Below are 21,390 nucleotides of genomic sequence, written 5' to 3'. Positions count from 1 at the left end.
TAGTGTAGCATTTGCTATGTGAAAGTAGGACATTACCAGGCTTCAAATACAAGAAAGCCCGATTCGAAAGAGTCGGGCTTTTTTACATCTAAAGAAAAGTAAAAATTAAGTATTTCTTTCTCTAAAGCGCAGCCTCTCTTAAGCCCCCTGTGTCAGGATAGTTGTCGCCTCTAACTTTTAAGAGAGGTAGATAAAATGAGTCGTCGGTTTACACACGAATTTAAAGTACAAGCTGTTGAAAAAGCACTATCTCAATGTGATGATGTTCGTATAGAAGATATTGCAGATGATTTAGGCGTCGGCTATTCAACACTACAACGGTGGATTGCACTTGCCAAAAACCATGAACTTGAAACTAAAAATAACGGTAGTCACATGACAACATAAAAACGCCCTCATGACTGGAGCTTAGAAGACAGGCTCAACGCCATTATTGAATGTGCGAGTTTGGATGAAGCAGCGCTTAATGAATATTGTCGTGCCAAAGGACTTTACCCGCATCATATTCAACAATGGAAGCAAGATTTTGCTAAAGGGCCAGCAGCGAAGCCTGTAAAATCAGATAGCAAGCAACTCAAACAAGAAATTAAGCAGCTTCAAAAAGAGCTTAATCGTAAAGACAAAGCATTAGCAGAAACAGCCGCTTTACTTGTACTCAAAAAAAAAGCAGATGCACTTTGGGGGTTCAACGAGGACGATTAACCAGCTCATCTGAACGTCATGAATTGATAAAGCTCATTACAGACGCGCAAAAATCAGGAGCAAGGCAAGCAAAAGCATGTGAGTTACTCGGTCTCTCGGCAAGAACAATCCAACGCTGGATTGAAGCTGCAGATATGATAGATAAGCGAACAAGTACGATAAAACGACCACCTAACAAGCTAACTGAATTAGAGCAGCAGCGTATAATTAAGACTGTTAATTCAATAGAGTACGGACATTTACCACCCAGCAAGATAGTCCCTAAACTATTGGATAAAGGTGTGTGGATAGCATCAGAAAGCTCGTTTTATCGTGTTATGAAATCACATAAATTACTAACACACAGAGAAAAAGTTAAACCAAATAAAAAGATAAAAAAGCCAAGAGCGCTCAAGGCAACACGTGCAAACGAAATTTATACATGGGATATCACGTATTTGCCGACAGCAGTTAAAGGTCAGTTTTTATACTTATATTTAGTGATGGATATTTATAGTCGAAAAATAGTTGGTTGGCAGGTTCATGACACACAACTAAGCACACTGGCGGCTGATTTAATGGTAGATATTTGCAGGCGAGAACAGGTAAAACCTGAGCAAGTCACGTTGCATTCGGATAATGGCAGCCCAATGAAAGGGGTAACGTTATTAGCGACATTGCAGGAGTTAGGGATTGTGCCTTCATTTAGCCGACCATCTGTGAGTAACGATAATCCGTATTCTGAGTCATTATTTAAAACATTAAAGTATCGCCCAGAATACCCTGAAAAAGTCTTCGCAGATATCGTGAGCGCAAGGAACTGGGTTAACGGATTTGTAGATTGGTACAACGATGAACATTTACATAGCGGTATTAAGTTTGTCACGCCAAATCAGCGCCATTTAGGCTTAGATAAAGCGATCCTAGCGAAGCGCCATCGGGTTAATGAAATGGCGAAATTACAGAATCCAAGTCGTTGGTCAGGAAAGTCTAGAGATTGGACGATGATCAAGGAAGTAAATTTGAATCCAGAGAAAAAAGAAGAAGTGCGGGCGGCATAAAATTTAACTTGATGCGACAACTAACTTGAAAAACACCGTAAGCGAAGCGCCTCTTTGTGAATAGTGTTTTGGCTATCCAATGCATTGGCCATGATAGTGCAGCATTTCAATGTGACTCCTGACACTAAAAACACATTGATTATAATGCTCTTATTTGTCGAGCTGGATTACCAGCAAAAACTGTATTCGCCTTTACACTTTTGGTAACGACCGAGCCAGTACCTATTACACTGTTATCCCCAATAGATACTCCTGCTAAAATAATAGCGCCTGCGCCAATCCACACGTTATTACCTATTGTGATAGGTGATGCAAAGTTTTCTTTATTGAGTCGCTGTGTAGGGTTAACAGCATGAAATACCGCTAACAACTGCACGTTAGGACCAATTAAGCAGTCATCACCAATTGTAATTGAAGCTTCATTAATTGGGGCGTCTAAAACAGTACAGTTAATGTTTATAAAAGTACGATCACCAATAGTTATTTGATTACCATAATCGCAATGAAAACCTGATTCTATAATTACCCCTTCACCGCATTGAGCGAATCGCTCTTTAATACGTTTTAAATTGCCTTTACTCGGGCTTTTATTAAAGAGTCGGCATATTTCGCCTGTTTGTTTACGTAGGGCTAAAAGCTCTTTGTTTAAGCTATTAAATGGCTGCATTAGGGTTTCTTTGTTTAGTTAAAAGGTGCTAAAGCTATTTTACCTTTATTATTACTCGTTGAAAGCTGCTTTATTTTTGCTCGTTCACTTGCCATTTAACTAGTTTCGTTTAGAATTACATATCTTTCGAAACGAAACTTAATTTACGAGCTTTATGACTAAACGAAACACACAGCAACGCCGTCATTTAATACTTACTCAGGTAAATGAGCTAGGTGAAGTGGCTGTTGAAAAGCTCGCTGAGCAGTTTCAAACATCTGAAGTAACCATTCGTAAAGATTTAACCGCGCTTGAAAAAAGCGGCTTGTTACTGCGCCGTTATGGTGGAGCTATTGCACTGCCTAAAGAAATTGTAAGTGACGAGATAGACTCAAAGCGCAAAGTAGCTATAGCTAAGGCTGCAGCTGCACTTATAAAAGATCATAACCGCATTATTATTGATAGCGGGCGCACTACGGCCGCAATGATCCCAGAACTTGCAAATAAACGCGGGTTAGTTGTAATGACCAATGCGATTAAAGTGGCGAGCCGTTTACTTTCACTTGAAAACGAGCCAACACTTTTAATGACCGGTGGTACATGGGATCCACATTCTGAGTCGTTTCAGGGGCAAGTTGCCGAAAACGTATTATGCTCTTATGACTTCGATCAATTATTTATTGGTGCAGATGGCATAGATGTAAAGCGCGGCACGACTACCTTTAATGAACTAGTCGGCTTAAGCCAAGTAATGGCTAAAGCAGCCCGTGAAGTAATAGTAATGGTTGAATCAGATAAGATTGGCCGAAAAATACCAAATTTAGAATTACCGTGGAAAATAGTAACCACTTTAATAACCGATACTGGCTTAGCAGATGATAAACGCAAAGCGATTGAGGCGTGTGGTGTAAAACTAATTTGTGCAGAGATTATTGATTAGTAACTACAAAGCGAGTTACTAGAATTAAAAAATTAATGGAGACACTATGTGTGGAATAGTTGGGGCAGTTGCAGAACGTCCAGTAAACAAAATTTTAGTTGAAGGCCTTAAACGTCTTGAATACCGTGGCTATGACTCTGCCGGTGTAGCACTTTTAGAAGGCTCTACACTAAATACTGTAAAAGCTGTAGGTAAAGTAGTAAACGTAGAAGCTGCACTTGAGAAAGCAGGCGTCAGCGGTCATACAGGTATTGCACACACTCGCTGGGCAACACACGGCAGTGTTACTGAAGAGAACGCTCACCCGCATGTATCAAACAATCAGCTAGCACTTGTGCATAACGGTATTATTGAAAACCACGCAAGCCTACGCGCATCGCTTAAAGAAGAGGGCTACGAGTTCTTGTCTGAAACCGATACCGAAGTAATGGTGCACTTAATTCATAAGCTTCGTAAGCAACACACTACGTTACTAGCATCAGTACAAGCTGCGGTTAAGCAATTTGAAGGTGCGTTTGGTACAGTTGTATTTGATAAAGCAAACGACAACGAAATCATCGTAGCGCGCTCAGGTAGCCCACTGGTTATAGGTTTAGGCCTTGGCGAAAACTTTATTGCCTCTGATCAGCTAGCACTATTACCTGTTACACGTAGCTTTATATTTTTAGAAGAAGGTGACGTAGCCCGCATTACCCGCGATACTGTTGAAATTTTTGACGAAAACGGCGACGCTGTAGAGCGTGAAGTGATTGAATCAAACATCACGCAAGACGCATCAGGCAAAGGCGACTACCGCCACTACATGCTAAAAGAAATTTACGAGCAACCACTTGCGGTACGTAATACCCTTGAAGGGCGTTTAAACGATGACCGCGTAGCAATTGACGCCTTTGGCGACAGCGCTCAGCAAATATTTAAAGATGTAAAACATGTGCAAATTATTGCCTGTGGTACGTCATACCACTCAGGTATGGTTGCCCGTTACTGGCTTGAGCAATTTGCAGGCGTTAGCTGTAATGTTGAGATTGCCTCTGAGTTCCGTTACCGCCAATCGTATGTACACGAAAACAGCCTACTTGTGACTATTTCACAATCGGGTGAAACAGCCGATACGCTAGCGGCATTACGCTTAGCTAAAGAGCAAGGTTACATGGCCTCAATGACCATTTGTAACGTACCGGGTTCATCGCTTGTGCGCGAATCTGACCTTGCCTTTATGACTAAAGCAGGCGCTGAAATTGGTGTAGCTTCTACTAAAGCATTTACAACACAATTAGTTGGTTTGTTAATGCTTACTGCGTCTATAGCGCAAGAAAAACAGCTTGATCAAAGCACCATTGTAAATGCTATAAAAGTACTTCCCGCCAAGCTTGAAGAAACATTACTACTAGCTGATGGTATTGCAGACCTTGCAGAAGAATTTGCCGATAAACACCACTCACTGTTTTTAGGCCGTGGTTCGCAATACCCAATTGCAATGGAAGGTGCGCTTAAGCTTAAAGAGATTTCGTACATTCACGCAGAAGCTTATGCAGCGGGCGAGCTAAAACATGGCCCACTTGCACTTATTGATGCTGATATGCCAATTATTGTTGTAGCGCCAAACAATGAGCTATTAGAAAAGCTTAAATCAAACGTAGAAGAAGTACGCGCACGTGGCGGCATTATTTACGTATTCGCAGATAAAGATTCACACTTTGAGTCAGACGACACAATGCGTGTAATCAACGTAAACCACACTGACGACATTATTGCGCCAATTGTTTACACATTGCCATTACAGCTGTTGTCGTACTACGTAGCGGTAATTAAGGGTACCGACGTTGACCAACCACGTAACTTAGCTAAATCGGTTACTGTTGAGTAAAATCAAAAGGTTATAGATTTTTATTAATGTTAAAAAAGCGCTTAAGGCGCTTTTTTTGTGCCTAAAAGTCTGTTAGCTTTAATAACTTATTATTTTCTAAGGGATTAGTCATGCGTTTATTAACCGCTGTTTTTATATGTAGTTTATTTATATTTTATTCTAGTGGCACACTTGCAGAGCCTGATTTAAAACAGCAAACCATTAGTTATACGCAACAAACACATACTATTAAATCAGCCGTTTTAAACGAAGAGCGCACAGTTGTAGTCCAGCTTCCAAAGAGTTATCAAGCTAATCCAAACAAAGTTTATCCGGTCATTTATCGCTTAGATGGCGCGGGTAATATACCGCTTGCCAGCGCTGTTATTGAGCGTTTACAAAATGATAATCGTGCGCCAGAGGTTATTATTGTCGCTATTGAAAACACCAATCGCTTAAGAGATTTATACCCCACAATTAATAAAGAGCCACAAGGCCCGGTAGGTGAAGGCGGTGGTGCAGCAACGTTTTTAGCATTTATAGAGCAAGAGCTTATGCCCTTGATTAATAAAAGTTATCGTAAGCATAATTATAATGTGATCGCAGGGGCCTCTGCGGCAGGCGTGTTTGCACTTTATACTATGCAAGCTAACCCTGAGCTTTTCCAAGCGCATATTGCTTACAGCCCTGCCGTTTGGTGGAACTATGGTGCATCTGTAAAGGCGACTAAGTCGTTTATCAATAAATCAAAAGACCTGAATAACTACGTTTATATCAATATAGGCGAAGAAGCCGGCATAATGCGTGAAAGGTACGATGAACTACAGCAATCACTGCAATCACATAAAGTGCGAGGGTTACGCTTTTTTAATGATGCGTTTAATGGTATCTCGCATGGCTTAACCTCTGCTGCAGGCATATTTAATGCTTATTACAACTTATTTTTACCTAAACAAATGCCTATAAGTGCTTTAACTGACGATGTAGCCTCTATCGATGCTTATTATCAAACATTATCTCAGCAATGGGGCGAGCAAATATCTCCACCAGATCGTGCTGTTAGATCACTCGGTTATAACTTAACGGGTAGCAAGCAGTTTACCCGTGCTATTGAAGTGTTTAAATACAATATAAAAAACCACCCAAAATCAGTCGATGCACTTTCGGCATTGTCCTACGGTTATGAAATGCAAGGGGATACTCGCCAAGCGCTTGAGCAGATGGAGTCTGCTTTAGCAATTGCAGACGACTCATATCCTTATATAAATTATTTAAAAGAAACAAAAGCTAGACTACAAACAGCTTTAGGCAAAGACGAAACATAACCACTTTTTAATCCAACTCGATTGTTATATATTGAAAGAGAAAAGGGGTAACAGCTTTTCTCTTTTTCTAAAACCACATTAAAATCACTAACCCCTACTTAACGGGCAATAAATACGCTAAAATTGCAGGCTATTTTAGTTATGAGCCCGCATATTTTATGACCTCTGTCGCAAATCCTAGCAATTTCAACGAACTTGGCCTAATTCCAGAGCTAATTGCTCGATTGTCTGATCTTGAATACACACAACCTACACCGATTCAGGCACAAGCAATTCCGAGCATTTTGGCTGGTAGCGATTTAATTGCGGGGGCAAATACCGGCTCAGGTAAAACAGCAACCTTTGCTTTACCTATGCTACAAACCCTATTTCTAGCGCAAGGCGCTAAAAAAGCAGCGAGCAAAGGTAACTTTGTAACTGGGCTTATTTTGGTACCGACGCGTGAGCTTGCAACGCAGGTGGCCGATAGCGTTAAATCGTATTCTGCTAACTTTAATGGCGCAATTAAAACGGTCGCGGTGTTTGGTGGGGTGTCGGTTAATACACAAATGCAGGCTCTGCGCGGCGGTGCCGATATTATTGTTGCAACGCCAGGGCGTTTGCTCGATTTAATCTCAAGCAATGCTATTCAACTCGATAAAGTAACAACCTTAGTACTTGATGAAGCCGACCGCATGTTAAGCCTTGGCTTTACCGAAGAGCTTGCTGAGTTATTAGCGTTAATGCCTACTAAAAAACAAACTATGTTGTTTTCAGCAACCTTCCCAGAGCAAGTCACTCAATTAACGCAAGAACTGTTAACTAACCCAGTTGAAATACAAGTTCAAAACAAAGACGAAAGCACCTTAGTTCAGCGCGTATTTACGGTTAATAAAGGTGAGAAAACCACGGTTTTAGCGCATTTAATTAAGCAGCATCAATGGCGCCAAGCACTTATTTTTGTAAACGCTAAAAAAGACTGTGAGCACTTAGCAGGTAAGCTTGAAAAACGTGGCGTTAACGCACAAGTATTCCATGGTGATAAAGGCCAAAGTGAACGTACCCGAGTAATCGAAAAGTTTAAAGATGGCGAAATAGAGGTGTTAATTGCCACCGACATTGCCGCCCGTGGTTTAGATATTGCCAAATTGCCTGTTGTGATTAACTTTAACTTACCGCGTAGCCCTGCTGATTACATGCACCGTATTGGCCGAAGCGGCCGTGCTGGTGAAGTGGGTTTAGCATTATCGTTAATTGATTATGAAGACTTTCATCACTTTAAAATAATCGAAAAGAAAAACAAACTGCGCTTAGAGCGTGAAGAAGTAACCGGTTTTGCGGTTAACCAAGCGAACCTTGATGCGGCCCTTGCACTTAAAAACGAAAAGCCAATGGCAAAGCCTGAAGGCACAGGTAAGAAAAAGAAGAAAAACAAAGTTAACCCAGAAGATGATGCATGGAGTGGTTGGCGAAATCGTTCTAAGTAAGGTTTTATAGTAATTGCTTATAATTATCAGCATATTATATTTTTAAAAAGGCGCATTTGCGTCTTTTTTATTGTCTTTAATTTCTTGCTTTAACTATGTATTTAGGTTTTTATAGGTTGCAAGTCACATTAAGTAGAGGCTTTTTGGAAATATAAAAATGGCATATGGATCATGTTTGTTTGGTATAAAGCCAATTATTACGTATTCATAGCAAATTAAAATATGCAGGGTATGTAATGGTAAAAACACAGAAAAATAAAGCTCCTAGTCATATAAGTAAACGGCGCAGAAATATTTTAATCCTACTATTGATAGGTGTTTGTTCGCTGCTCATTCGCGCACTAATGTCTTATAACTTTGACCGAACCGCTTTGCTCTATGTTGGCGTCCCTTTTTTTGTATCTGTTGCTTTGCTGTACATAGTTAAAAAGCCTGAAAAACCAAGCTTAAATCGGTATTACGGACATTTAGTATTGTGGTCGTTAATTGTTATGTTTGGCACGTCGATTGTTTTATTTGAAGGCTTTGTATGTGTGATCATGTTTATGCCCATTTACTTTGGCGTATTATTTCTTATGTACTTATTTCAGCTTCTATCCTGCTATTTAAAGAGTAGAAACAAAGGGTCATATTACGCTCATATCTTACCTGTCGTTATTTTTTTAAGTGCATTTGAAGGTGTAGTGCCAAGTACTAGCTTTGAAAGAGAATATTCAATAACTAAAAATATAGTTATCAGCGCTACCCCAGAAGAAATAAAAAATAAGCTTATTGAGCCAATGCATTTAAATATAGAGCGTAATTGGCTGTTAAGTTTGTTCCCTATGCCCAACAATATAGATGCAGGTACATTATCGGCGGGAGATGTACATAATATTGATTTTACTTATCATCGTTGGTTTGTAACAAATACCCACAAAGGGCATATGAAACTTGAGTTAACTCAAGTTGAAGATGACTATATTCGTACCACCTTTTTAGAAGATACAAGCTACATAAGTAATTATCTAAAGCTAAAAGGGACCGAAATCCGGTTTATAAAAGTAGATAATGAAAATACAAAAGTGATGCTGACTATTTATTATTATCGATTTTTAGATCCTGCTTGGTATTTTGGTCCACTTCAAAAATATGCCATTGGACAAACTGCAGATATGCTTTTAAGTGAATTATTCATTCCTGAAACAGCTTAGGGCCGCAATGTATACTAATGAAAGAGTTATAACTAGTGAGCAAAGTAATGCTAGCGTCGGGGATGTAGTTTTATCTCCAATAAAGGTGTTATGGGTTGGCGGTATGCTATTAACTGCCGTTTTAGGTGGGTGGTATACATTTTCATTCAGTGCGCTGCTGGTATTTATTGCAACGACGAGCATCATTTTGTGTTTGGGACACTCATTGGGTATGCATCGCAGGCTTATACATAAGAGTTATAAATGCCCGCTTTGGCTTGAATACTTTTTTGTACACTTAGGTGTCATTGTGGGTTTAGCTGGGCCAATTGGTATGATTAAAACCCATGATATGCGCGACTGGGCGCAGCGACAACCTGCGTGTCATGATTACTTTGGCCATAAGCAACCTATGTGGAAAGACTTTTGTTGGCAACTTTTTTACGATATTAGATTAAATAATTCACCTACATTTAATATAGAAACTAAGGTAATAGAAAGTCGAGTGTATAGTTGGATGGATAAAACATGGATGTTACAACAGCTCCCTTTAGCGTTTTTACTATTGTTGTTAGGAGGTATATCTTGGGTTATTTGGGGTATATGCGTGAGAGTAAGCATCTCAATTATAGGCCATTGGCTGATAGGTTACTTGGCACATAATATTGGTCAAAGGCATTGGCATGTAAACCAAGCGCGTATTCAAGGTTATAACGTCCCTTTTGCTGCGTTGCTAACAATGGGTGAAAGTTATCATAACAACCATCACGCATTTCCTGGTTCAGCCAATTTTGCATTGGAAAAAGGTCAATTAGATGTTGGTTGGCTAGTACTTAAAAAGCTAGAAAAACTAGGCTTGGTTTGGGATTTAATCCAACCCGAAGACCTCCCTGTGCGCAGCGAATTAAAAAGAATTGACTCCTAATATGAAAACTAATTCTCCTTTAAAATGGTTATTATTATTTTGTGTATTAACGTGTTTTAAATTAAGTGCAAATACGCCTTACGAAATTCCTAGAAGTAGCGTTATTCAACTAACCGAACTGTCCAGTAAGCGCGTTTATCCTGTTTACATTCAATTGCCTAAGTCATATAAAAATAAGCTAAATAAAACATACCCCGTTATTTATTTAACCGATGCGCCGTATACCTTCCCTATAGTGGCAGGGGCTACACGGTTTCCTATGAATAGCGGCAAAATGCAGCAGGCGATTATTGTCGCCATTGGTTACGAAAAAGGCTCTATTGGATCAGCTAGTCGAATAAGAGACTACACACCTACCTTTGCAAAAGATTGGAAAAAACAAACAGGTAATGCGCAAGGCCATATTCAGTTTATTAAAAACACTGTGTTTCCTTATATTGAGCAAAACTACCGAGCTAGTCACACTCACAAAACCTACATAGGTAACTCGCTAGGCGGCTTATTAGGTGCCACTATTTTATTTACAGAGCCCGATTTATTTAGCCATTATATTATTGGTAGCCCGTCTGTTTGGTTTGACAGCAACGCAGTCTTAGCGCTACAAGTAAATAAGCCTAAAGTGCCTATAAAAGTTTATATATCGGTGGGAGCAAAGGAAACCCCAGCCTTTGAAGGACAAAATATGGTTGAGGGTACCAAGCAATTGGTACAAAAAATTAATGCACTCAACAGTGACAATATACAATTAAAAAGTGTTGTTATTGAAGGAGCGAGCCATGCAACGGCATTTCCTACTACTGCAATACAAGGGCTTGATTGGATATACAGCACTGTAAGTGAGTAATACTGTAAAATTACTGACGTTAGAAAACGTTACCATTTAAAACCTATCATTAGTAAAGCTAATGATAGGTTTATTTTTCAATATGCAATAAATGAGTAAGCTAGCTACTCAGAACTTTTATTAACTTAATGTTCGTGATCGTCTTCTTCCTCTTGTGCAATACCAAGCCAAGTAATTGCACTAGGAGCAAAAGTAAGCTCAACCTCACTTTCAATTTCTAAGTCTTCAAGGTGTACTTGCACAACGTGTTGAGCAATAGGGTCGGCTACATAAGCAAACTGACCATTTTGCGCCACTGTCATGCTAAAGCTCATGCCCTCTGGCATGGTTGATACATCTTGCTCGGTAATATCAACTTGGCCTTCAAGCTCCCAATGCATTTCGCCATCATGGTCGTGTGCACTAAATACATTTAAAAAGCCTAAGCTGTCTAATATTAAAAAGTGCTCGCCATGGGCAGAAAAAGAGTACGACACAGCACTTGCGCCATCGGCTAGTTGCCATTCTAGTTCTTCCATTTGTGCTGTTGCTGGGTTAATAGTTACAATTACGGCTTTGCCGCCACCATGGCCAGAAGCAACGCCAATAAAGGTCTTACTGTCTTCATGACCGTATATAGTACCAATGCGTAAATCGCCAACGGCTGCAATGTTCGCTATTTTTTCAGCTTCGTATTCATCATCGTGCTGGTGGGCTAATAACACACCATCGCTACAGCCAAATGCCACGTAGTCGTGGTTTTGTGCCGCGCCGTGTAAATCAGAGCACGTAACTTCTAAGGTTTGTTCAAGCTCATATTCACCATCATGAAAATGATAAACACCTACTTGGTCTGGCAGTACTTTAGCAACCGATGTGCTTTCGCTGTCATCACGGCGAAGTGTTGATAATAAATGTTCACCACGAGGTTCTGCCACGCCGTGCATATTAATGTCGTAACTAATACCAGGAAGGGTGTCTGTTGCGCTGGTTATGTCGTTATCTGTTAATATTTCAACAGAGGCAACCGTGCCTGAGCCTGCATCACCATCATAAAAAATAGCTAATTGGCCGTCATGTTTTACAAGGTGAGTAGGGCGGCTGCCACTTGTTAGCTCATAACTGCTAGCTGCTGGGCTTTGCTCATAGTCGTGTAAATGCTCGCCATGGTCTTCACGCCATAAACCACCATCAATAAAGCCTAAGTAATCTTGTGCGCGGCTTGCAATAACGGCATAACGAAAATCAGGTGATGACGATAGCGTGTTTGAGTCATTCGTCAGAGTAAATGTTTCAAGCAGCGCGTTGTCGTCTAAATCAAAGAAGCTGGCTGTGTTGCTATCGCCAGCAAGTACTACAAGTCTACCTAATGAATCAATGGTGTATTCATCGCCGTGGTCGTGACCGTCACCATCGCCATGATCGTGATCGTCTTCTACAACAATAGGGTCTTTTTCTACAATATTGGTCTGGGCATCGCCACAGGCTGTAATAAATGTAGTGCTAATAGCCAGTGCAATAAGCTTTAATTTGTATATTTTTTTCATGTTTATTTCCTTTAATTATAATTTTTTAATGCTTAAAAATAACCGCGAATACCTAGCGCAAAGCTACGCCCTGGACGTGGTGCTATATTTTTTACAAACGAGCTGTGCACGCGTGCTTCTGTATCTGTTAAGTTGGTGCCTCGCAGGTAAACAGACATATCTTGGTTTAATACTGAAAGGTCGTAAGAGATGCTTGCATCAACCAATGTGTAGCTGTCTGTTGCTGTTTCTTGTGGGGCTGTGCGGTCTTGCTTTTGATAGCGAGTAACGTGAATATGCGCACTTAATTTATCTGTTTGATAGCTTAACTCGCTACCAAAACGAAGTGGTGGAGTACGGGGTAAATCGCCGCCGTCTTTAAGGCGTGCACGAACGTAATCAGAGAACAAATCTACTTTAAATTCATCGGTTAATTGCCACGCAATTTGCGTTTCAAACCCGTGTAAAATTACATCGTCTGTTTTAAATAAATAAACCGGCAGTTCTGATGAATGGTCGTGTTCGTCAGCGCCTTCTTCTTCATCGCCATGGTCGTGACCACTTTCAGCGAATAAACCGGTGTCTATTTGGTAATAGTAATTATCTACTTGGTTGTAAAAGGCATTTAAAATAAAGCCAACATCACCTTGGGTTTTACGCAGGGTTAAATCGATATTATTGGCTGTTTCTAAGTCAATTGTTTGACTAGATAAACCTAAATGGCCGGCTTCATCTAAATCAAATAGTGCGCCTACTTCGTAAGTGCCAGTACCAATGTGCGGCCCAAACGATAATAACTCAGAAGCAGACGGTGCACGTTCAGAGCGCGATACAGAAAGTCCTAAATTATAGTTAGGTGTAAAATCCCATACTACGCCTGCCGATAAGCTGATTGGCGTAAATTCATGCTCTACGTCAAATACACGAGTGGTTTCTGCGCTTTCTTCGTGGTCGTGATCATGCTCGTCGGCTTCTTCTGCTTCATCGTGTGCATGAGCGTCAATATTTGGCAGTAATACGTCGCCTGCTTCAATGGTTACACGCTCAATACGCCCACCTAGCTGCACTAAAAAATCACCAAAGTGTCTTTCTTCCATTAGCGCTACAGCAAAGCTTTCGGTTTCTGATGGAGGAGTAAAGGCCTCTTCACCTTGCGCTTCTACATCGCTTTGTTTGTAATGAAAGCTAATGCCGCCATTCCACTCGTTAAATTGGTTATGTAGTAGGTCTATGCGTAATTCGTTTGTTTCGTTTTTAAATGTGGTGCCTACAGCGCCACCTTCAATTTCAGCGTGTTCGTAGTCGGTGTGGCCAACGCGCAGGTTTACTTTGTTTAGCCATTTATTATCTAGGTTGTACTCACCTAATAATTGCACTTTAGTTTGCTCTAAATCAGCAAATACGCTTTCTTCTTCGTCGCTGTGTTCTTCCTCTTCATCACCGTGCGTATGGCCCGGAATACCGTATTGACGATTAAACTGCTCTACAGCTAAGCCAATAAAGCCGTTATCCATTAAGTAGCTAGCGCCAACAGTAAAACCATCGGACTCTTCATTACTGTTTTCAACTTTGTAATCGCCACGATGCCCTTCACCGTCGCTATCTATATCTGCGGCTACAGGTACCTCGTAGTCATCGGCTTCACGCCAAAACGCATCGGCATAAAAAGCCACCGAGTCTGTGCCTGTGGTGGCATTAAACGAGGCCACTTTTTGGTTATCAGCAGAGTTATGCTCTACGTTCCACTCGCCGCGTGTTGTACTGTCGGTTGGTACGCGGTTATCTACCACATTTACTACGCCACCAATGGCGCCACTGCCATAAAACAGTGTTGCAGGGCCGCGTAATACTTCAATTTGTTTTGCGGTAGACGCTTCTGATGCAACAGAATGATCGGGGCCAACGCGTGACACATCACTTACATCAAGGCCATTTTGAGTAATAAGTACACGCGGGCCGCTCAAACCACGAATAATAGGTGTGCTGGCTACTTTACCGTGAAAGTTGGTATTAACGCCTGGGAGTTTTTCAAGGCTGTCGCCAAGGGTTGCGGCTTGTTGGCGCCTTAGTTGTTCGCCAGATAAAACACTAACAGGTGAGGCTGATTCCATTGCCGACATATGAATAGGGGTTGCTTCAATATCAATAACTTCAATAGGCGAGCGCGTTAAGTTAAAGGTAACTGACTGGTTTTCATCGTTTGTTATTGTTATATCGCGATGAAGGTGGGCATAACCTGGCGCCACAATATGAAGCTCTTTTAAGCCATTGTTTAGCTCTGCTATAACAAATTTACCGTTTTCGTTGGTGGTTACTTTAAGGTCTGAGCCTTCAACTTCTACCGTTGCATTGGTAACTACTTTCCCTTTGTTGTTTAAAGCAACGCCTTCAATTGTGGATGCAAGCACACTTGCAGGTAATAAAGCTGCAATGAGCACAGCTAATTGAGATCTACGTTTCATTTGACTACCTTGTTGGATGTTATATTATATCAATTGTGATATATATGTTATATTATATCAATAGCTGGTTTGGTTAAAATTACGCACAGTATGTAATTAGGGTTATTACCAGAGAAATAAAAAGAGCTTAAGCATATTGGGGTTAGATTAGAGGGAATGATGAATAAGCAGCAAATTCAAAAAACAATTCAATTTGCAAATACACAGTGTGAAAACGTTGATAAAAGGCTAACAAAAAAGCGTCAGCAAGTATTAGAAATTTTACTAAATGCAAATAAACCTTTATCAGCTTAAGAAGTAAAAAATCAGTTTAATAAAATAATGGACTCTTCAATTGTTGCGATGTCTGTTTATCGAATTTTAAATGTATTGGAGTCGGTTAATTTAGTACACCGATTGAAGTCTGAAAATAAATATATGCCTTGCAGTCATGCTGATGGCGGTTGTCATCACCAGTTATCAATATTTTTAATTTGTAATTCGTGTCACACCGTAAGTGAAATAAATGAAACAGATGAATTAGTAAGGTCGTTATTCAAGAAAGTACAAGCAACTGGTTTTGCACCAACCACTTCACAACTCGAGATATCGGGGACATGCGACGAGTGCCAGCACAGTACATCAGAGTTAATAGAAAAGTGAGATTAGAAATGAGATCAAATCAAAGTGTAATGGATAGGCTTGCTATAGGGCTTTCTGTATTGTGCACAGTGCACTGTTTTGCAACGCCTATTTTATTATCGCTACTACCTAGTATTGGTGCGCTTGAGCTTAATAGTGAGCAATTTCACTTTTGGATTTTAGTTGCTGTTATACCTACAAGTTTACTTGCTTTGAGCCTAGGTTGTAAAAAGCATAAACGTTTGCGTTATATCTCCTTTGGCGCAGTGGGTATTACATTAATGCTGGTTGCTGTGACGTTGGGTGAGTCGCTTTTTGGCGAGGTAGGTGAAAAAGGCTTTACTCTACTTGGTTCGGCATTTGTAGTGGTGCTCACTGGTTTAATTACCAACAGTGCCTTAAAAAAAGTGACGATAATTGCCCATGCTCAAGCACTCAAGCCGCTTAGCGTTATCAGTGCTACAAACAACTAACATGTAGCACTGCCTTTCAAAGCCTAGGGCCTGTTTACCTTTCGAGTTTTGATTTGCAGCAGTCCGTTTGGTATTTAGGCAAGGCAGAGCCTATGAAGTGTGGTTACTCCCCATAAATAGGCGATAACGACGTATAAATGCCATACAGGCGCTGCCCGAAGGGTTCTGCCTAGGGGCAATTTACTCTTTGTTACTCGGTTTTTACTTAGCCCACTAGGTTACAAACCTCGCGCCGCGATTAAATAGCCCCTAGATTGAACAAATTATAATCCTGAAAGGTCAACAGGCCCGAGTGTTTATTTTTTAATAGCCTAAGGCTAAAAGTGAGTTAAAGTAGTCATTTAATATTGGCTTAGGTTAATTAATATAGTGAATACTGCTTTAAAATCTTTAGTATTACTTTTCGCTTTCATATGTTTTAAATTAAGTGCAAATACGCCTTACGAAATTCCTAGAAGTAGCGTTATTGAATTAACGGAATCGTCCAGTAAGCGCGTTTATCCTGTTTACATTCAATTGCCTAAGTCATATAAAAATAAGCTAAATAAAACATATCCCGTTATTTACTTAACCGATGCGCCGTACACGTTTCCTATAGTGGCAGGGGCAACACGATTTCCTATGAATACCGGAAAAATGCAGCAGGCGATTATTGTCGCCATAGGTTACGAAAAAGGCTCTATTGGATCAGCTAGTCGAATAAGAGACTACACACCTACCTTTGCAAAAGATTGGAAAAAACAAACAGGTAATGCGCAAGGCCATATTCAGTTTATTAAAAACACTGTGTTTCCTTATATTGAGCAAAACTACCGAGCTAGTCACACTCACAAAACCTACATAGGTAACTCGCTAGGCGGCTTATTAGGTGCCACTATTTTATTTACAGAGCCCGATTTATTTAGCCATTATATTATTGGTAGCCCGTCTGATTGGTTTGATAGCAACGCAATCTTAGCGCTACAAGCAAATAAACCTAAAGTGCCTATAAAAGTTTATATATCGGTGGGAGCAAAGGAAACCCCTGCTTTTGGTGAAGGACAAAATATGGTTGAGGGTACCAAGCAATTGGTACAAAAAATTAATGCACTTAACAGTGACAACATACAATTAAAAAGTGTGGTTATTGAGGGCGCTAGCCATGCAACAGCATTTCCTACTACAGCAATACAAGGGCTTGATTGGTTGCAATAAAATCACAACCAATAACGCTAAGTGTTTTTGAGTTCATTTTTCCAGCTTACCAGTACTTCAATAAATTCTGGGCCTATACCACAGCAGCCGCCAATAATACTTGCGCCTAGGTTGTGCCATTTTTTTGCAAAGTCTAGGTATTCTGAAGGTGAAATATCGCGATACGCTTGCGAGCCTTGATTGGCTTGATAGTCATGGGCAATAGGTGTAAAGCCGTTTGCAAAGGCGCCCAACGCCACGGTTTTATTAAGTTTCGACACGACCTTATTAGTATCTACCAAGGCTTGTTCTATTGCTTCGGGGATCGAGCAATTAAATAAAATACCAGCAATATTGTATTCAAGTAGTTCTGTTATGGCGTCAGTTACTAATTCACCTGAGCGCAGGGTTGCTTGTTCGCTAACTTCATCATTTAAAGTAAATGCGTAATAGCATGGCTTGTTTGAATTTTTAAGTACACTTGCCATTACATGCGCTTCTTCAATGCTTGAAATAGTTTCGCCAATCCATAAATCTACATGCTCGTTTTGTGCGTCATAAAGTGTATTTAAAATAGTAAAACCACGTTTAGGTTCAAATAGCTCCGGGCGGTAAGAGCCAAATACCGGCGGAAGCGAACCTGCTACCATTACATTTTGCTGTGCACTTTGAGCTGCTTTTTTTGCAATGATTGCAGCTTGATTAGCAAGCGCGGCACCTTGTGAATTATAAAGCGCTTCGCCCAAATGAAACGGTACACATGCGTAACTATTTACAGTAATTACTTCAGCGCCAGCGTCTATAAACCCAGTGTGTGCTTGAGTGACAAAGTGTGGCGCTTCTATAAGTGCTTGTGCACTCCAAAGGGGTTGCGTAAACGGAGCACCAATGCGCTTAAGTTCGCGGCCCATGCCACCATCTAAAATAATTACTTTATTCATAATAAGCTTCCGCTGTTCTATATAATATGGCGTCATTCAAACATGTTTTGCTTAAAAATATAGTGAAACTTCATCAGGTTTAACATGAAAAAAGCTCAATACTTTTTAATAGATACAAAAAAAGCGACTGCCCAAAGGAGTCGCTTACTTTTAAATAAGGTTTAACCTATTTGTAAAACGCTTCTACCTTGCCTTTTACTTTCATAAGTAATGGCTGGCCGCGGCGATCTAACGCTTTAGGTGCTGCTACTTTAATCCAACCTTCGCTAATGCTGTACTCTTCAACGTCAAAACGTTCTTTGCCGTTAAGTGTAATACCAATTTCATGTTCAAAAACTTCTTCTACATAAAATTTGCTGCGTGGATTAATAGAAAGTTGATCAGGTAATTCAGGTTTATTTGTATCAGTCATAATAGGGATCTGTATAGAATATATTGTGCGCTATTGTAGGCAATACAGGAGTTATGCTCAAGCAAGACTGAAATAAATGTTTGAAGGGGCTTTAGTAATACTGATAGAAGGTAACTAAGGGAGTAATAAATGCGTTAAAAAACGCATTTATTTAAAACATGTTAAATGCTAACAATGTTCTCAGCTTGTGGGCCTTTTTGACCTTGAGTAACAGTAAACTGTACACGTTGGCCTTCAGCAAGGGTTTTAAAACCGTCGCCAGAGATTGCGCTAAAATGTGCAAACACATCAGGGCCAGACTCTTGCTCGATAAAACCAAAACCTTTTGCTTCGTTAAACCATTTTACTGAACCAGTAGTTGTAGTAGACATAATATGTATCCTAAAAAATTAATATAAGTGTGCCTGAAAAGAGGCGATTGAGCCGGAAAAAATAGTTAACTTGAGGATAACGCGCAGGATTATTACTAAAACAACGGGGTACTAACAAATAAAACAAAACTTCTTTCAAACTAGTATTCAAAATGGGTTATTGCTAACCCATTTAATTGTTTAGCAATTAGATGCTAACAATGTTCTCAGCCTGTGGGCCTTTTTGACCTTGAGTAACAGTAAACTGTACACGTTGGCCTTCAGCAAGGGTTTTAAAACCGTCGCCAGAGATTGCGCTGAAATGTGCAAACACATCAGGGCCAGACTCTTGCTCGATAAAACCAAAACCTTTTGCTTCATTAAAAAATTTAACTGTACCAGTTGTTGTATTAGACATAATAGATCCTAAAAATAAATAAAAGTGTACCCTAAATAGGCAATTTAACAGGAAGAAAACGTGCATTTAACTGAGGATAACGCGAAGGATTATTACTAATATCAACGAGGTACTTACAAATAAACTGGGTTTTCATCAACCCGATGCCGAGCAGGATAACAGCATGTTTGATAATACACCAAGCTTTATTGTTATTTTATTTTTTAGCTTAGGGTAGTTTACTCTTTAGTTTCGCCGTTCTTATTTATTATATGGGTATGAGTCAGTAGATTAATTAAATATCAGTTATCGATATTACTAGGTTAAAAACCTCACGACGCCATTAAATCTCGCCGTTAGATTCAACAAACTTTAATTCATACAGGGCAAAAGGCCCTAGTTATTAGCGGTTAAAGCGCGGTTTTTTAATCAAGTTCAATTTGGTAGTGGTAATGATCGCTTCTGCACTTGCTTTGGCGATATTCAATACGTTTACCTTCAATCGATTCTGTAATGCGCGACACCAGTAACAGTGGATCGCCAGTGTTAATTGCGAGCATTTTTGCATCGGTTTCATCCGCTAATACCGCTTTAATACTGTCTTGGGTTTTATGTACGGTTTGATTAAATTTGGTTTGATAGTAATGGTACAATGTATGCGGAATATCACTACTTTGATGTATATTAGGAAAGTAGCTTTGTGGAAGGTATATAGTTTCGCTCATACAAAATTCGTTATCAATAATACGCCTACGCACAAGCTTAGCGACTTTGTCTTTTTTATTAAGTTGCAGGGCTTCAATTACATCGAGTGGTGCAGGGCAAAGCTCAACCGATAACAGCTCTGCTTTGGGTAAATCAGTACCTTTACCGTCGGCTTGCAGTGGGAAAAACCTAAAAAGTGCGTCTTGCGGGGTATGCTCAGATACAAAGGTACCAACACCTTGGCGGCGGGTGACTATTTTATCGTCGGTTAATAAATTAAGTGCTTTACGAACAGTGCCTTGGCTTACATTAAATTCTTCAGCAAGGCGAAATTCGCTTGGTAATGCTTCGCCAGGCACCCAGCGTCTTCCAACAATGAGCTGTTTAATATAATCAGCCACTTGTAAGTAAAGCGGTTGAAAAGCCAAGCTTGGGCCACTTAATTTGTGATCAAACAAAGAGTTACTCATCGTTATTTACCGTTAAATTTAATCCACCTGTAGTTATAACATAGGTGGTACTTTTTGCGCACCTTGGCGTAAGCCCAATTAATTATGAGCAATTGCAATACAGCTTACATTTACTTTGTTCTTAAAAACAAATCGTTACGCTACAATAGCGCATATCTAGGAAATTTAAAGTGCTCAGTATCTCGTTAGAACTCATATTGCTTATGGCGCTTTGTCTAGGCATTGCCACCATAATGCAAACGCTTAGTGGGTTTGGTTTTGGGTTGCTGGTGGTTGCCAGTTTTACGCTCTTAGATGTATTGCCATTAACAGCAACCACGTTTTTAGTAAGTTTGTTAGGGCTTGTTAACTCAACCACTGTGGTGGTTAAAAACCGTAATGCAGTAAAAGTACCTGAACTAAAACTCATGCTGTATACGGGTATCCCGCTAATGTTGCTAGGGTTTGGTTTACTTGAGTATATGTCGGCGCATTTAACGCAGCTTTTAAACTTTATTTTAGGAGTTAGTATTTTGCTGTGTTGTGGCTTAATGCTAGTTGGCCGTGCAAAAGTAAATAAGAAAAGCGGGCGTGGATCATTTTTAATCGCAGGCGGCTTAAGTGGATTGTTGGGCGGGCTGTTTTCAACCTCGGGACCACCGTTGGTTTTTCAGTGCTATAAACAAAGTTGGTCTATTGAGGCTATACGCAGCACATTACTTGCTGTATTTACCATTAGCGGCTTTGTGCGTGTAGGTATTGCAACATTTGGTACCTTACCTGAGCCCGACATTATGTTTTTAATTGCAGCGGCAATACCTCTTGTGCTCTTAGTTACACATTTTGCCCGTAAATTAACCCATTACGTCGATGCAAAATGGGTTTATATAATGGCAATTACATTGCTCGGCTTAAGTGGTGTATCGCTGGTGGCCACATCAGCAGCGAGTATATTGTAAGTTAGTGGGTAACTTAAGTTTATTTACGTTGATATGG

The 21,390-nt window shown here is 40.1% G+C and carries 20 protein-coding genes and 1 pseudogene; 13 read left to right on the top strand and 8 right to left on the bottom strand.

Annotated features, from left to right (window positions below):
• Positions 1 to 195: 195 nt before the first annotated feature.
• Positions 196 to 1,742, top strand: a pseudogene (locus tag KZZ04_RS12680) (IS3 family transposase).
• Positions 1,743 to 1,881: 139 nt separating this feature from the next.
• Here the strand turns inward: KZZ04_RS12680 and KZZ04_RS12675 are convergent.
• Positions 1,882 to 2,409, bottom strand: a complete 528-nt coding sequence (locus KZZ04_RS12675; RefSeq protein ID WP_058405266.1) for a sugar O-acetyltransferase — start codon at positions 2,407 to 2,409, stop codon at positions 1,882 to 1,884.
• A 154-nt stretch (positions 2,410 to 2,563) separates the two neighbouring features.
• Between KZZ04_RS12675 and KZZ04_RS12670 the strand changes: the two genes are divergently transcribed.
• The 7 genes from KZZ04_RS12670 (at position 2,564) to KZZ04_RS12640 (ending at position 10,906) form a co-directional block, all read left to right on the top strand.
• On the top strand, positions 2,564 to 3,328 hold the full coding sequence (locus KZZ04_RS12670; protein WP_058405265.1) for a DeoR/GlpR family DNA-binding transcription regulator: 765 nt from the start codon (positions 2,564 to 2,566) through the stop codon (positions 3,326 to 3,328).
• A gap of 46 nt (positions 3,329 to 3,374) precedes the next feature.
• A complete protein-coding gene (gene glmS / locus KZZ04_RS12665; protein ID WP_058405264.1) occupies positions 3,375 to 5,195 on the top strand; it encodes a glutamine--fructose-6-phosphate transaminase (isomerizing) in 1,821 nt (606 codons plus the stop codon).
• A 110-nt stretch (positions 5,196 to 5,305) separates the two neighbouring features.
• A complete protein-coding gene (locus KZZ04_RS12660; protein ID WP_219422894.1) occupies positions 5,306 to 6,499 on the top strand; it encodes an alpha/beta hydrolase-fold protein in 1,194 nt (397 codons plus the stop codon).
• A 158-nt stretch (positions 6,500 to 6,657) separates the two neighbouring features.
• Positions 6,658 to 7,965, top strand: coding sequence for a DEAD/DEAH box helicase (locus tag KZZ04_RS12655; RefSeq protein ID WP_219422893.1), 1,308 nt, complete (start codon positions 6,658 to 6,660; stop codon positions 7,963 to 7,965).
• 344 nt (positions 7,966 to 8,309) lie between these two features.
• The gene (locus KZZ04_RS12650; protein WP_058405268.1) at positions 8,310 to 9,158 is read left to right on the top strand and encodes a hypothetical protein; all 849 of its coding nucleotides are present in this window, start codon (positions 8,310 to 8,312) and stop codon (positions 9,156 to 9,158) included.
• A 7-nt stretch (positions 9,159 to 9,165) separates the two neighbouring features.
• Positions 9,166 to 10,062 carry an acyl-CoA desaturase gene (locus tag KZZ04_RS12645; RefSeq protein WP_138528181.1) on the top strand — a complete coding sequence of 299 codons (897 nt, stop codon included), beginning with the start codon at positions 9,166 to 9,168 and terminating at the stop codon, positions 10,060 to 10,062.
• A 1-nt stretch (position 10,063) separates the two neighbouring features.
• The gene (locus tag KZZ04_RS12640) at positions 10,064 to 10,906 is read left to right on the top strand and encodes an alpha/beta hydrolase (RefSeq protein WP_219422892.1); all 843 of its coding nucleotides are present in this window, start codon (positions 10,064 to 10,066) and stop codon (positions 10,904 to 10,906) included.
• A gap of 125 nt (positions 10,907 to 11,031) precedes the next feature.
• Here the strand turns inward: KZZ04_RS12640 and KZZ04_RS12635 are convergent, their stop codons facing one another.
• A complete protein-coding gene (locus tag KZZ04_RS12635; protein ID WP_219422891.1) occupies positions 11,032 to 12,432 on the bottom strand; it encodes a 5-methyltetrahydrofolate--homocysteine methyltransferase in 1,401 nt (466 codons plus the stop codon).
• 32 nt (positions 12,433 to 12,464) lie between these two features.
• On the bottom strand, positions 12,465 to 14,873 hold the full coding sequence (locus tag KZZ04_RS12630) for a TonB-dependent receptor (RefSeq protein ID WP_219422890.1): 2,409 nt from the start codon (positions 14,871 to 14,873) through the stop codon (positions 12,465 to 12,467).
• A 159-nt stretch (positions 14,874 to 15,032) separates the two neighbouring features.
• Here KZZ04_RS12630 and KZZ04_RS21245 point away from each other — a divergent pair, with 159 nt between their 5' ends.
• From KZZ04_RS21245 to KZZ04_RS12615, 4 genes are all read left to right on the top strand, one after another.
• Positions 15,033 to 15,167 (top strand): hypothetical protein, encoded by a 135-nt coding sequence (locus KZZ04_RS21245; protein WP_257903625.1) that lies wholly within the window; start codon positions 15,033 to 15,035, stop codon positions 15,165 to 15,167.
• 27 nt (positions 15,168 to 15,194) lie between these two features.
• On the top strand, positions 15,195 to 15,515 hold the full coding sequence (locus KZZ04_RS12625; protein ID WP_257903624.1) for a transcriptional repressor: 321 nt from the start codon (positions 15,195 to 15,197) through the stop codon (positions 15,513 to 15,515).
• 8 nt (positions 15,516 to 15,523) lie between these two features.
• On the top strand, positions 15,524 to 15,967 hold the full coding sequence (locus KZZ04_RS12620) for a MerC domain-containing protein (protein WP_306430583.1): 444 nt from the start codon (positions 15,524 to 15,526) through the stop codon (positions 15,965 to 15,967).
• Positions 15,968 to 16,336: 369 nt separating this feature from the next.
• Positions 16,337 to 17,161 (top strand): alpha/beta hydrolase-fold protein, encoded by an 825-nt coding sequence (locus tag KZZ04_RS12615; protein WP_219422889.1) that lies wholly within the window; start codon positions 16,337 to 16,339, stop codon positions 17,159 to 17,161.
• Positions 17,162 to 17,178: 17 nt separating this feature from the next.
• On the opposite strand, the gene KZZ04_RS12610 is transcribed toward KZZ04_RS12615, so the two are convergent.
• The 5 genes from KZZ04_RS12610 to KZZ04_RS12590 all read right to left on the bottom strand — a co-directional run bounded on the left by KZZ04_RS12610 (position 17,179) and on the right by KZZ04_RS12590 (position 20,415).
• A complete protein-coding gene (locus KZZ04_RS12610; protein ID WP_219422888.1) occupies positions 17,179 to 18,081 on the bottom strand; it encodes a homocysteine S-methyltransferase family protein in 903 nt (300 codons plus the stop codon).
• Positions 18,082 to 18,247: 166 nt separating this feature from the next.
• Complete coding sequence (locus tag KZZ04_RS12605; protein WP_006792550.1) at positions 18,248 to 18,493, bottom strand: DUF3297 family protein; 246 nt, start codon at positions 18,491 to 18,493, stop codon at positions 18,248 to 18,250.
• A gap of 161 nt (positions 18,494 to 18,654) precedes the next feature.
• On the bottom strand, positions 18,655 to 18,864 hold the full coding sequence (locus KZZ04_RS12600) for a cold-shock protein (protein ID WP_006792549.1): 210 nt from the start codon (positions 18,862 to 18,864) through the stop codon (positions 18,655 to 18,657).
• A gap of 187 nt (positions 18,865 to 19,051) precedes the next feature.
• A complete protein-coding gene (locus KZZ04_RS12595) occupies positions 19,052 to 19,261 on the bottom strand; it encodes a cold-shock protein (RefSeq protein WP_006792548.1) in 210 nt (69 codons plus the stop codon).
• A gap of 404 nt (positions 19,262 to 19,665) precedes the next feature.
• Entirely contained in the window at positions 19,666 to 20,415 is a 750-nt protein-coding gene (locus KZZ04_RS12590) for a GntR family transcriptional regulator (RefSeq protein WP_058403665.1), read from the bottom strand.
• Positions 20,416 to 20,585: 170 nt separating this feature from the next.
• Here KZZ04_RS12590 and KZZ04_RS12585 point away from each other — a divergent pair, with 170 nt between their 5' ends.
• A complete protein-coding gene (locus KZZ04_RS12585) occupies positions 20,586 to 21,353 on the top strand; it encodes a sulfite exporter TauE/SafE family protein (RefSeq protein WP_235591406.1) in 768 nt (255 codons plus the stop codon).
• The last annotated feature ends 37 nt before the right edge of the window (positions 21,354 to 21,390 follow it).

It is taken from the genome of Pseudoalteromonas sp. CR1, assembly GCF_019392235.1.
Taxonomy (GTDB): domain Bacteria; phylum Pseudomonadota; class Gammaproteobacteria; order Enterobacterales; family Alteromonadaceae; genus Pseudoalteromonas.
This window is presented reverse-complemented; position numbering and strand designations above follow the sequence as displayed.